This window comes from Maritimibacter dapengensis (genome assembly GCF_019218265.1).
Taxonomy (GTDB): Bacteria; Pseudomonadota; Alphaproteobacteria; order Rhodobacterales; family Rhodobacteraceae; genus Maritimibacter; species Maritimibacter dapengensis.
In genome coordinates this window covers 30,781-43,176 of sequence record NZ_JAHUZE010000008.1, presented here as the reverse complement: position 1 = coordinate 43,176, position 12,396 = coordinate 30,781, and the positions used below count along the sequence as shown (strand labels likewise).

Annotated in this window: 13 protein-coding genes and 1 pseudogene; 10 read left to right on the top strand and 4 right to left on the bottom strand. The window is 61.1% G+C overall.

Features of this window, described 5'->3' with window-relative positions; translation table 11 throughout:
• Positions 1-119: 119 nt before the first annotated feature.
• Positions 120-920, top strand: a pseudogene (gene lnt, locus KJP28_RS19420) (apolipoprotein N-acyltransferase); the annotation flags it as partial.
• Positions 921-929: 9 nt separating this feature from the next.
• On the opposite strand, the gene KJP28_RS19415 reads toward lnt, so the two are convergent.
• Both KJP28_RS19415 and KJP28_RS19410 read right to left on the bottom strand, forming a co-directional pair.
• The gene (locus tag KJP28_RS19415; protein ID WP_018001713.1) at positions 930-1,442 is read right to left on the bottom strand and encodes a L,D-transpeptidase family protein; all 513 of its coding nucleotides are present in this window, start codon (positions 1,440-1,442) and stop codon (positions 930-932) included.
• Between the two features lie 63 nt (positions 1,443-1,505).
• Positions 1,506-3,860, bottom strand: a complete 2,355-nt coding sequence (locus tag KJP28_RS19410; protein WP_018001712.1) for a heavy metal translocating P-type ATPase — start codon at positions 3,858-3,860, stop codon at positions 1,506-1,508.
• A 182-nt stretch (positions 3,861-4,042) separates the two neighbouring features.
• Between KJP28_RS19410 and KJP28_RS19405 the strand changes: the two genes are divergently transcribed.
• A complete protein-coding gene (locus tag KJP28_RS19405; protein ID WP_038068706.1) occupies positions 4,043-4,327 on the top strand; it encodes a hypothetical protein in 285 nt (94 codons plus the stop codon).
• A 25-nt stretch (positions 4,328-4,352) separates the two neighbouring features.
• Here the strand turns inward: KJP28_RS19405 and KJP28_RS19400 are convergent, their stop codons facing one another.
• A complete protein-coding gene (locus KJP28_RS19400) occupies positions 4,353-5,018 on the bottom strand; it encodes a L,D-transpeptidase (protein WP_026155629.1) in 666 nt (221 codons plus the stop codon).
• Between the two features lie 531 nt (positions 5,019-5,549).
• Positions 5,550-6,620, bottom strand: coding sequence for a hypothetical protein (locus tag KJP28_RS19395; protein ID WP_038068700.1), 1,071 nt, complete (start codon positions 6,618-6,620; stop codon positions 5,550-5,552).
• A 299-nt stretch (positions 6,621-6,919) separates the two neighbouring features.
• Between KJP28_RS19395 and KJP28_RS19390 the strand changes: the two genes are divergently transcribed.
• The 8 genes from KJP28_RS19390 to KJP28_RS19355 all read left to right on the top strand — a co-directional run bounded on the left by KJP28_RS19390 (position 6,920) and on the right by KJP28_RS19355 (position 12,304).
• Positions 6,920-9,097 (top strand): ParB/RepB/Spo0J family partition protein, encoded by a 2,178-nt coding sequence (locus KJP28_RS19390; RefSeq protein WP_093455102.1) that lies wholly within the window; start codon positions 6,920-6,922, stop codon positions 9,095-9,097.
• A gap of 126 nt (positions 9,098-9,223) precedes the next feature.
• On the top strand, positions 9,224-9,604 hold the full coding sequence (locus tag KJP28_RS19385; RefSeq protein ID WP_093455101.1) for a DUF3768 domain-containing protein: 381 nt from the start codon (positions 9,224-9,226) through the stop codon (positions 9,602-9,604).
• 116 nt (positions 9,605-9,720) lie between these two features.
• Entirely contained in the window at positions 9,721-10,017 is a 297-nt protein-coding gene (locus KJP28_RS19380; RefSeq protein ID WP_093455100.1) for a hypothetical protein, read from the top strand.
• Between the two features lie 79 nt (positions 10,018-10,096).
• Positions 10,097-10,480, top strand: coding sequence for a DUF6878 family protein (locus tag KJP28_RS19375; protein ID WP_103911894.1), 384 nt, complete (start codon positions 10,097-10,099; stop codon positions 10,478-10,480).
• 1 nt (position 10,481) lies between these two features.
• On the top strand, positions 10,482-10,958 hold the full coding sequence (locus tag KJP28_RS19370; RefSeq protein ID WP_093455098.1) for a DUF6915 family protein: 477 nt from the start codon (positions 10,482-10,484) through the stop codon (positions 10,956-10,958).
• 104 nt (positions 10,959-11,062) lie between these two features.
• On the top strand, positions 11,063-11,710 hold the full coding sequence (locus tag KJP28_RS19365; RefSeq protein ID WP_093455097.1) for a hypothetical protein: 648 nt from the start codon (positions 11,063-11,065) through the stop codon (positions 11,708-11,710).
• Between the two features lie 50 nt (positions 11,711-11,760).
• The gene (locus tag KJP28_RS19360; protein ID WP_036784147.1) at positions 11,761-12,012 is read left to right on the top strand and encodes a type II toxin-antitoxin system ParD family antitoxin; all 252 of its coding nucleotides are present in this window, start codon (positions 11,761-11,763) and stop codon (positions 12,010-12,012) included.
• Complete coding sequence (locus tag KJP28_RS19355; RefSeq protein ID WP_103911893.1) at positions 12,005-12,304, top strand: type II toxin-antitoxin system RelE/ParE family toxin; 300 nt, start codon at positions 12,005-12,007, stop codon at positions 12,302-12,304. Before KJP28_RS19360 ends, KJP28_RS19355 begins: the two co-directional genes overlap by 8 nt.
• The last annotated feature ends 92 nt before the right edge of the window (positions 12,305-12,396 follow it).

Sequence of the window (12,396 nt, the reverse complement as noted above, 5' to 3'; positions counted from 1 at the left end):
CCTGTCTCAGGTTTAAGGGCAAAAATATCGGATTTAAAGGCAAAATATCATATTTAAGGGCAAAGCAAGGCCGTTGATTTCGTTGGATTTCTCATCTCACAATTAAGGGCTACGCGACAGCTCCCGAGAACCGCGAGGCGACCTTCGCGCGCTATCTTGAGCTTTCAACCCGGCCCGGCGATTTCGACGTGCTTCTCTGGCCGGAAACCGCCTTTCCGGGTTTCCTCGATGAGGATACGGAGGCACGGGCCCGCATTGCCGCAGCGCTACCAGACGGCAGAGTGCTGCTTACCGGTGTGCCGGACCGTGTACCGAGCGAGGATGGCACCCGATATTTCAACACGGTCCAGGCATTTGACGAGACCGGCGAGATCCTGACCGGATACGCGAAACACCATCTCGTGCCCTTCGGCGAATATGTGCCATTCCGCGGCTGGTTGCCCATCGAGCGGCTCACGGCGGGTCTGGGCGATTTTACGCCCGGACCGGGCCCGAGAACGCTTGCGCTTCCGGGTGTGCCGCTGGTCGCCGTGGCGATCTGCTATGAGATCATCTTCCCAGGGCATGTGGTCGACGACCTGTTCCGGCCGGACTGGATTTTCAACGCGACAAACGATGCCTGGTTTGGCACCAGCATCGGACCCGAGCAGCATCTGGCTTCCGCACGTATGCGCGCCGTAGAGGAAGGCCTTCCAGTCATCCGAGCCGCGAATACGGGCATCTCTGCGGTCATCGACGCGAGCGGAGAGATCGTTGCGCGGCTCGATACCGGCGAAACGGGCATCATCGACGCTAGCCTGCCCTCCGCGCGACCGCCGACACTCTACGCGAGCTTCGGGGACTGGATGCTGTTGGCGCTCATCTTGGCTTCGTGGAGCTGGGCAATGGCGCCAATGCGACGGCTCACTACCGCCGCATGAGAAAGACCGTCATGCAAAGATGTGGATAGGTGTCCCGTCCTTCACCATTGCATAGATGTCCTCGATCTCCCGATCCGTGACCGCGATGCAGCCAGCTGTCCAGTCGCGGACATTTGTCGGGTCGATGCCGGGGCGTGGGCCACCATGGATGAAGATGTCGCCGCCGGGGGAAAGGCCCTGCGCTTCGGCAAAGGCGATGTCGGCCTCGTTCGGATAAGAGATGCCAATCGAAAGATGGTAGGTGCTGTTGGGGTTTCGCCTGTCGATTGTGTAAACTCCTTCCGGAGTCCGGCCATCCCCCTCGAATTGTTTGTGACCCTCAGGAGCGAAACCCAGCCCGACCGGATAGGTTTGCAAGACGCGATCGGCTCCGTCGAGAACAAGCAAGCGCTGTCCCTTGTAAAGCCGAACACGGGTGACTTCGGGTCCGTCATAGCTGCGGAACTTGCTGGCACACCCGGACAGAAACGCTACCAGCCCGCCCAACAGGACGGCGCGGCGGGGAAATCGGATGGTTTTCACTGCTCGATGCCTCTTTCGTGAGGTCTGTTATGGACATTACGTTACCTTGCAAATGCTGCGTGATCAATGTCCGTGGGCAAGCGCGGCCTTTGCCATCTGTGGGCCAACCTGCTCACCGCCGGACGGCGGCGCCTTGGCCTCTTGGCTGTTCAACAGGCGCAGGGCATTGGCCACCACCAGCAATGACACTCCTACGTCGGCTGCAATCGCGCCCCACATCGATGCCAGTCCGAACGCGGTAGCGACAACGAAAACGCCCTTGGTCGCCAAGGAAATACCGATGTTCTGATGAATGATCGACATTGTCCGGCGCGAATGACCGATCAGCCAAGGCACCTTGCCGAGATCGTCGGTCATCAGGGCTATATCCGCCGTCTCGATTGCCGCGTCCGAACCAACGGCACCCATTGCGATGGCGTAATGCGCGCGCGCCATGGCCGGGGCGTCGTTGACCCCGTCGCCGATCATGGCCACCATGTCATGCGTTTCGACCAGTTCTTCGATGGCAGTCACCTTGTCTTCGGGCAGAAGCTCGGCACGGACCTCGTCGATGCCGACCTCGGCTGCAACAGCGCGCGCTGTCCGCTCGTTATCACCGGTCAGCATGACGATGGTCTTCACACCCTGCGCGTGAAGCTGCGCCACGATGCCTTTGGCATCCGGGCGGATACGGTCGCGCAATTCCAAGATGCCGGTGACACCGGTGTCGTCGCCCACGGCAACAAGGGTGCTGCCAGCCCCTTCGATGCGGTCGCGCAAATCCTTCGGAATGGCGTCGCCGAAACCCTTCTCCTCGGCAAACCGGTCCGACCCCAGCCAGATCGACCGGCCGTCTGTGCGTCCTTCAAGTCCCCTGCCCGGAACGGTTCGGGTATCTTCCGCGGCGGATACCTTGATGCCGTCGGCTTCTGCCCGCGCAAGAATGGCGCGCGCCAAGGGATGCGAGGAACGTGCCTCCAGCCCAGCGGCGAGGGTCATCAGATCTTGCGCCGATGCTTTGCCCAGCGGATGCACCGCCGCCACCTCGGGCTCGCCCATGGTGATCGTGCCGGTCTTGTCCATGGCCAGTGCAGTGGTCTTGCCCGGTGCCTCAACATATGCACCGCCCTTGATCAGCACCCCGGCCCGCGCTGAGGCGGTGAGTGCAGCGACGATGGAGACCGGTGTCGAGATGACCAGAGCGCATGGGCAAGCGATCACCAGCAGCACGAGTGCATTGTAGAACCAATAGTCCCAGGCCCCCCCGAAAATGAGCGGCGGCAGCAGGGCAATTGCAATGGCGAGAGCCATGACGATAGGCGTATAGATGCGGGCGAATTTCGCCACCCACTGCTCCACCGGCGCGCGGCGGGCATGGGCGTCGCCGACCATGCGGATAATCTTGGCCAACACGGTGTCCGAGGCGGCCTTCGTGGCGCGCACCGTCAGTGTGCCTTCGCCGTTGATCGTACCGGCATAGACTTCGTCGCCCCGTTCCTTTGGGACCAGCGCACTCTCTCCGGTGATCGGCGCCTGATCGACGGCCCCTGCCCCATCGACAACCTCACCATCCAATGGGATGCGGTCTCCGCCGCGCACGATGAAACGTGCGTTGATAGCAACCGCAGAAGCCGGAACGTCCGCTTCCGAGCCGTCATCATGAAGAACTCTTGCCGTCGGCGGCGCGAGGTCGAGCAGAGCTGAAACCGCATTCCTCGCACGCCCGACGCTCCAGCTTTCGAGGTAGAGCGAGAGCGAAAAGAAGAACGCGACTGTCGCCGCCTCGAAAAATTCGCCAAGCCCGATGGCACCGGCCACGGCGACCACCATGAGCAGGTTCATGTCGGGCGACAGCCGCCGAGCGGACGACCATGCCTTGGGTGCCACGAGCCAGACACCGAACAGGATCGCAACCGCGAACAGCCCTGCCTCGACCAGTGGCATCGGCGCTTCGCCGTGACCCGCGAAGAGGCCGAGCGCCCCGCCCATGCCGGTCTCGATGATGTGCCACAGAAATCCCGCGGCCCAGAAGCCTCCACTGAGCGCCGTAAACAGCCGCTGTCTTGCAAGATGGGCCGCCTGGTCGACCGACGCGTTCTCGGCATCCCAAGGCTTGGCGGTCATGCCGGTGCTTGCGACCAGTTCTGCAATTTCGCCGTCCGATAAACTCTTGGCGCTGTCGAGAATAGTCATCCGCCCATTGATCACGTCGAACGCGAGATGCTCGGCCCCGCCGATCTTCGGGCCGACCACCTTGTTCAGGATTGCTACCTCCTCGGCGCAATCGAGGCCGGACACCTGAAAACTGCGCCCGCCCGCTGGCGCGGGGGTCGCCGGAACGATGTCGCCGCACGTTCCGGCGCTCCCGCAGCAGCTGCCGCCGCTTGTCTGGGCATCTTCGGCGTGATCGTGGTCGTGACGATGGGTGTCGGGCGGCATGAATGGACCTCTGGATTCGGGTGCTTTACCATGACATAGCCCCTACAGTAGCTAGAGCTTCAAGAGCAAAATACGGTGGTATTTCAGTTTGTTTTATTGCTAGAGGATGCGGCGACCGGCTCCATCACGCCTTGAGGCATGAAAAGCCGATGCAAAGAAAAACAGACACGAAAGGAAGCTTGATGCGGGTTTTGATGCTGAAGCAAAAAATAATTGTTGCAGTGGCGCTGTCTCTTACGGCCGGGTGCGCAATCCAGCCGACTGGACCGGGCGACTCGGCAGACCGGCGGGGCAAAGTTCCCGAAGCCGTGATTGCAATGGCTGCCCCGGATCAGGATGTTGCAACCGCGCGCTTGGTGCCCGAGGACGGGTGCTACTGGTACAAACACAGCGGCCCCGTAGAAACAACCTTGCTGCCGCTGCGCACGGCGAACGGCAATCGTATCTGCACCCCTCGCGAAACTTAATTGCGTTTGCCGTCCGCTGCTTGGCTTAGCTGCGGGCAGTCACGCTGTCCTCCGCCGAGTAAAGATAGGCGGTAGAGCCGGTCTCGACGTTCGGGTAAAGATCATTGATATGAGCCATGACCATCCGTACGCAGCCCGAACTTGCGCGGCCACCGATACTCCGTGGGCTCGGAGTGCCATGGATGCGCAAAAGGGTATCGCGATCCCCGACGTAGAGATACAGCGCCCTCGATCCAAGCGCGTTTTCCGGTCCCGGTTCCATGCCATCGGCAATGTCAGCATAAAGTTCGGGGTCGCGATTGATCATGCTCTGTGTCGGTTGCCAGTGCGGCCACCTGACCTTGCGCTTGATGGTATAGACACCCGGCTCGTAGAGGTTCCCCCGCGCGATGGCCACGCCGTAGCGCATCGCGGTTCCACCCTCTTCAATGTGGTAAAGATATCGTGCGACCGCGTCGACATGGATATCTCCCGGCACGAGACCGGCCTTCGCGACCACACGTTGCGGTAGGAACCGCGGGTGCAATCCCCATGGGTTGGAAGTCTCGGCAACATAACCCTGAGGCGTCACCTGTGCGTCCCATTCAGCCTTCTGAGCCTCGGTGGGCCAAGTGTCGGCAAAAGCCATACCGGGACCGGTCACCGAAAAAAGCGCCGTTGTTGTCTGAATGAAGTGTCGTCTTGTCAGCATTTCGTACCCTTTCGGTTCTCACCGGCGATTGATGGCAAGAACGGTATGTGTTCTCCTTGAACAGATAGGACTTCTAGTGGCTAGAGGTTCAAGGGCAAATTTTCGTAAGTAGACATGCGATCCTTGCAGTTTCCAGTTTGCTAGGGAGGAGAAAACTGCTCGCACAATACCTGGTCCGAAGTTGCGCAGCGACAATTCGTTAAGTCGCAGATTGTCTGGAAATTTAGGCACAGCGGCTTCGATATCGCGACCATGAGATCGGGAACGTCACGGCACAGGGAACTTGCGCCACTCGCAAATGCTACGATGCCATCTCTGGCTCCGGCTCTCATTCCGTTATTTCGCCCCGTTACAACCTTCACCCACTGGAGCTTCAAGCGATCAATTGTCACAAAAACGTGAGACGAATGGCTAACGAACGCTTTGGGCTGGAAAAGCCTTGTCGCATTCGAACGGAAAGTGGCTTAAACGATCATCTGGGGCGGCACTAAAGCGTGCCAGGTCAAGCCGGTGTCAGCCTCGACAAATGACCTATATTAGGTCAGCTTTCCACATGCGATACCTCCCGTTCCCCGTCACCTCGCGGATCAAACCGCTTGCCTCCATCCATGCGAGATTGCGCTGAACGGCGGCGCGGCTGGCTCCGGTCATGGCCTCAGCCATCGGGGCGGAGACCAAGGGCCATTCCGTGAAAACCTTTCGCAAGGCAACCGGCGTGCGGCCAGATAATTGCGCCATGACGTTTTCTGCCCGCCCGATCCACACTTCAATATCATCAAGTGTTCGCATCGCCGTTAGAATTGCGCTGTTCATCCCATCCAACCAGCGGGCCAAACGCTCGGGTGGCAAGCCCGAAACGCGCAGCCCCCCGGCCCCGGCCATAGCGAGCGGCGCGAAGATGGCACCGCTTCCATCGCTGGTCGCGATCCTAGACGCGGTGACGGCAGCTTCGATCTGGTCGCCGTGGCGTCCGAGGCCCGCCAAGCTCCACAGGTGATACCCCATGCACGCCCGCGTGATCGGGTGGAGACCCTTTGCGGCTGCCATGACGTCCAGCCACCCACCCGCGCGATCCTCGAAACGCTCAGCGCTGTCTTCAATGTTCTCGGGGTCGCGGCGATCCAGAAAAGCGGCCAGGTCAGCCATCGGTCCGGGACCGCCTGTCAAGCGCCGAACAGCCCATCCAACGCGTGCCAAGGCATTTGGGTCATCCTGTGCACCTGACAGCCGCATGGATACCCAGAGCGCCAGACGATCAGTACTCACCCGATCTCCTGCGACCCAGCTGAGGGCCGCTGCCTCGACAAGAGCGAGGCGATGCCGCCAGCCTTCCGGGCCGCGCAGCAGCCGGTCATCCAGAGCTCCCAGGCGTCCAGCCACCTTTGCTAGCCGCGCAGCGTGAACGCCTTCTGCCTTTGCCCAGTCTTCGATGACGGCAGTGTCCGGCGGTTCTGCACGCGGCCCGGGAGGCAAATCATCTGGTTCTTCTTCGAATGGTCCCGGCAGAAACCAGAGATCCTTTTCGTGAGCCTCTGCATCCTCCTCGGTAGTGATGAGGGGGTCGTCGTAACCATCAGTCAAAATAGAGGCTCTCGTATTCATATGTGCAAAATACTTATTTTTTGCACATTACCCAAGTGATTTTGTGGCGGTTGCCTACGCCCTTTATATAGCACGCTCGCGCGACTGCCGGCGGAACCTCTCAGATCGCGCTCAGCGCTAGGGAACCAAGGGTCTTAGGATGAACGCGACGAGAGAGCACCTACTTGCATTCGTTTACAAACGGTCGATTGCTGACGTGTTTCGCAATTGCAAAGAGCCAGAGAAAGGGAAGCCCGTGTGCCGGGCTTGAAAGGAAAGAGAGAGCCTCTTCCGGGTCCGGCGCGACAAGGATCCTGACCATGGCCAAGACCAAAACCACGACGCGTTCGAAACCCGCCACCTCAAAGAAAACCGAAACCGCCGGATCGGCTGCGCCTGACGGCGCCGCCGACATCCGGATGATCCCGCTCGACCAGCTGGAGCCGAGCCAACTCAACGTCCGCAAAGTCGCCGCGAGCGCTAGCGACGACGCCGAACTCCTCGCCAGCATCCGCGAGACAGGCATCAAACAGAACCTAGTGGTTCATGCGCTGTCAGAGACACGTTTTGCTGTTGACGCCGGTGGCCGTCGCCTCAAATCGCTGAAACAGCTGGCCGAGGACGGTGTGATCCCCGCAGACCACCCGGTGCCCTGCCTCGTCGAGGACGAACGCAACGCCATCCTCACCTCCGCCACAGAAAACCTTCAGCGCGCAGCCATGCATCCGGCGGACCAGTTCGAAGCTTTCGACAAGATGATTGGCGAAGGGCGCAGCGAGGACGAAATTGCGCTGAAATTCGGTGTCTCCGTCGACCTGGTACGCCGTCGGCTGAAACTCGCCCGTGTCGCGCCCGAAATCATCGAGCGATTTCGCGCGGGGGATCTGACCCTCGAATGCGTGATGGCGTTTACGCTGACCGACGACCACGATCGGCAACTGGCGGTCTGGAACGCGGTGAAGGGCGGCTATCACATCCACCCGCAAAGCATCAAACGCCAACTGACCGAGACCGCGCATTCTGCGAACTCGGCCTTGGGGCGTTTCGTCGGCATCGAAGCCTATGAGGCGGCGGGAGGCGTTCTGCTGCGCGACCTCTTCGACGATCGCGCCAGCGCCCATATGGAAAACCCTGAGCTCCTCGAGCGTCTCGCCATCGAGAAGCTGCAGGCCGCGGCCAAACCCTTTGAAGGGACATGGAAATGGGTCGAGGTGCATCTCTCTGTGGATTACGGGGCGTTTCGCAGTTTCGGGCGTGTCTATCCGCAGGATATCGAACCCGATCCCGATCTGCTCGCCGAGGAAGAGCATCTCATCGCCCGCGAAGAGGAATTGGCGGCGCAGAATGACGGCGAGGATTGGACCGACGCCGAGACCGAAGAATACTACGCCATCGAGCCGCGTTTGCGCGAGATCGAAGCCCTGCAGCGCGAGCGGCAACCTTTCGCGGACGCAGATCGCGCCATTGCGGGCGTGGTTCTGACCATCGGTCATGACGGTGCGCTACGTGTCGAGAAAGGCCTGGTGCGGCCAGAAGATATCCCTGCTGCGGCCATGCCGGACGAAGATAGTGCTGATGCGGGTGATGCCTCCTCCCCCGCCCGCCCACATGTGACGCCGCCGACGTCCTCCACGCCAGTGCCGACCTCTGACCCCGCGGCCACGTTGCGCAAGGCGGACGGCATTTCGGCGAGCCTGGCGGATGATCTGCGTGCCACGCGCCAGCACATCCTCAGGGCGCATCTGGCGGCTGATTTCGAGGTGGCCTTCGATGCGATGCTCTACGCGCTCTGCGAACAGGCTTTGGGGCGGTCCTACGGCAACGAGGCACTCGACATCTCGATCCGGCCCTTCCAGGCGCAAGACCGCGAAGTGCTGCACGCGGACACCGTCGCCCAAAAAATGCTCGAGGCGCTGGAACAAGACCTCGCCACGGACTGGATGAAGCTTCAGAAACCCGAGGACTTCCGGACGATGTCGGCGTTGCCCATTGCGGACAAGCAGGCGCTTTTCGCCTGGGCGACGGGTCTCGCGGTCAAACCCCAGCTTTCCTCCGACAATCGTCCTTCCCCGATCATCGAGGAGATCGGCGCGCGGCTCGATGTTGATGTGGCTGCCTGCTGGCGCCCGACTGCCCAAAACTACTGGGGTCGGGTCAACAAGGGGCATGCGGTGGCCACGGCGCGCAAGCTGATCGGTGACGACTACGCCGAGGATCGCAATCGCGAACGCAAGGGCGATATCGCGGCCGCGATGGAGCGGGCGTTCGCAGAAGCGGCGAGCGAGACGGAAGGTTTCGACGCCGCGACGGTTGCAAAGACGACGCGGTGGCTGCCCGACGGGATGGTGTTTGCCGGTGCGACGGAGGCTGGTGCCGACACGGCAGGCGCTGCGCCGGAGACCGAGGAGGGAGATCTGTCCGCCGAAGATTCTCTGAGCGACGCTGAGAGCAATGAACCGTCGTCCTTGCCCGCCTTCCTGAGCGAGGATGCGGCCTGACGCGGCGAAAACCGATCCGATCATGACCTAAGCCTTGGGCCGTCCTCGCGCAGAGGGCGGCCCTTTCCCGCTGACGGGTTTCACGCAGCCGGTGTCTGATCGGCTGGCCCGTCCCGGAGAATTCTCATGACCACCACACTCGATATCGATCCCGTCAAGGAAACCGAATTGATCGCCGGGCAAAATGATGCCTTTCGTCGCTCCATTCTCAGGACCACCCCCGTCGCCGATGCGCCGCAGGGCCAGTTTGTCATGACCCGTGGTGTTGCAGCACTAGGGCCGGACGCCCAGCTCGCTCTCACCCGCCGCGTCGCTTCGTTTGACGCGTTCAACGCTGACAGTGACCCCCATGGTTGGCACGAGATGGGGGTCATCGACTTCGACGGGACCACGACCTGGTTCAAGCTCGATTTGTACGACGTCGACTATCAATATGGCTCTCCCGAGCCATCCGATCCCGCGCAAACCCGCCGCGTCCTGACCCTGCTTCTGCCGTCAGAATACTGACGCCCCTCTTCTTCAACATCACCTCGGATCGCCCTTGCACAAAGGGCGGTCCTTTCGCGCTGGCGGGTTTCCATGGGGCGCGATGGTCGCGTTCCGCCCGCCGCAGGAGACCAGAGATGGCCAAGACACTCGACTATCAGATCACCCTCTATCCCGCGCACCGCGACGGCGCCTTCGTCGTCACACAGTTCCAGATGATGGCGAATTACCCGGAAAAGCGCATCCAGGCCGCGGGCATGGACGACCTGATCGACCAAGTGACGCAGTTCGCGATGGAGCATGGCGAGAGCTGCAGTGCCTCAGTGCGCTGCCTCGCCCCGCGCAAACCGCCGGGGTTCAAGCGCGCGACTGAGAATCTGTATTTCAACCTGGTTGACCGGACGGGTGACGAACGCGGCGACGCCGCGGCTTGAAGCCCCCCGCAGGAAACCTCCTGGGCGATCTGATGCAAAGGTCGCCCTCCCCTTCCCTCAATTCCAAAGGATCGAAGACATGACACAAGTGAATGATTTTTACGCGCAGATGCTGGAAGCCCAGCAACGCGCCGCCGAACAGAGGGTTGTGACCCGCGTGGCCCTTCTCTCCGAACTGCGTGCCGTCGGCGTGACGAAGATCGAGGTGCAATACGAAGGCTACGGCGATTCCGGCAATATCGAAGATGTCGTCGTGACGCCAGACACGATCTCTCTCTCAGAAGAGTTGCGCCGCCGGGTCGAAGATTTCGGCTGGGACTTCGCCTATGCGCTCAGCCCCGGGTTCGAGAACAACGAAGGTGGCTATGGCGAACTGACCTGGGTGCTCGCGACTGACAACATCGATGTCAGTCATTCGAACCGCTACATCGCGACCAATACCACCGAACATGAGGGGCTTTGATATGGCACATCCCCTCCACCACGCCGAAAGCTCGGCCCGAAAGTTCGGAGGTGTTCCAGATGATTACCAATATGTGCACGATTGGTTCGACTCATCTAAGGAACACCTCGCACTTTTCACCCACCGAGCACATCGGCACCACACGCTCGGGATCTTCGAAGCTGAGCGTTTGTTTGGGCGAAGCCTGACCAACAGCGCGGGCCGGGTCGTGCCGATCCGCTGGATCGGCGAACAACATGTGCGCGAAGACTGCCAAGGGCGCATCCCGTCGCTGGCCGACTGGCTTGGACGCATCCAACCGGAACCGTGGATGGCCAACGGCCGGATCGACAACGACCCGACGCAGATCGGCAGCGATCCGCGCGCGGTCTGGAGCCACGCGGTGGCAAATCACCAGACCATTCTCGGCTTCGAGGAATGGCTGCTGAAGGTCTCGGTCGAACACGTTCAGCACCGCCAGAACCGCGCCGCCGCCTGATCCGACGGGCGGCAACCTCACCAACCAACTCATCACAACCAGATCGACTCGCCTGCGCCCAATCGGCCTGGCGAGTCGATTTCGTTCCAAGAAAGGACATCGACATGCACGACCCTGTCTATGAGGAGGCCTATCACGGCCACACCATCAAGATTTTCCATGACCCCGATCCCGAAAGCCCACGGGAGTGGTCGAACCTCGGCACGCTGATCTGCTGGCATCGGAGATACCGGCTGGGCGAAAGCCACCATTTCGCAAGCCCCGAGTCGTTTCTGCGCGATCTCGCGGGTGTCTCGGATCAGTGTGATCTCTCAATGGACCAGTTGCGCGAGCGCGCCGAGCGCAAGGCGATCCTTCTGCCGGTGTTTCTCTATGACCATTCCGGCCTCGCGATGAACACCATCGGGTTCCACTGCCCGTGGGATTCCGGCCAGGCCGGTTACGTCTATGTGTTGCTTGAGGCGGTTCGGAAGGAGTTCGATGTGAAGCGCGTCACCAAGGCACTGCGGGAAAAGGCAGCCGACATCCTGCGCGCTGAAATCGTCAGCTACGACGCCTATCTTGGCGGGCGGGTCTATGGCTATGTCATCGAGCGTGACGGCGAGGAGCTCGACGCCTGCTGGGGCTTCTTCGGCGACTATGAGCTGGACTGCCTGTCCGAGGCACGAGCGTTTGTAGACCATCTCGTTTTACAGGCGAGATCCAGAGCCGTCGCCGCCGAAGAACTGGGCGCAAGCCCACCTCCGAGTTGAAATGCGTGAAGTACTCATATATGTTATTCATGCGTATTTCGGAGGTGAACATGGCAAGCACAAGCGTCACACTGGGCCCCCATTGGGACGAATTCATTGCCCTGATGTTGAAGGAAGGGCGCTACGGGTCAACCAGCGAGTTGATCCGCGCCTCCTTGCGCCTGATGGAAGAACAGGAAGGTCAGCGGGCGCGGCTTCGCGTTGCGTTGATGGAGGGCAAGCAATCCGGCGACGCTGGTCCGCTCGATATGGATGCGATCAAGCGCGAGGCGCGGAGCCGCTCCGGCGCTTCTGATGCGTGACATCCATCTCTCTGAAGCGGCTAAATCCGATCTCGTCGATATCTGGGTCGAGACAGACCGACAGTGGGGCGCGGCGCAGGCGGACCGCTATCTCGACGACATCGAGCGTGCCCTGAAGGGGCTGATCGCCAATCCTCAAATGGGGTCGGACTGCTCCGATCTCCTGCAGGGTGCGCGTAAACTGATCACGGGCCGGCACCTCGTGTTCTATGAGGTGGACCCGGACAGGATATTTGTGATCCGGATCCTGCATCAATCGATGGACGTGCCTCGCCATCTGCGGCCGTCCTGACGCAGGGCAAATTCGCACCAGGGCTTTGCCATGAAAGAGCGAGAGACAGGGCGGGAGGGGTGACCCCTCCCGGGTGCGAGAGTGCGCGCGGG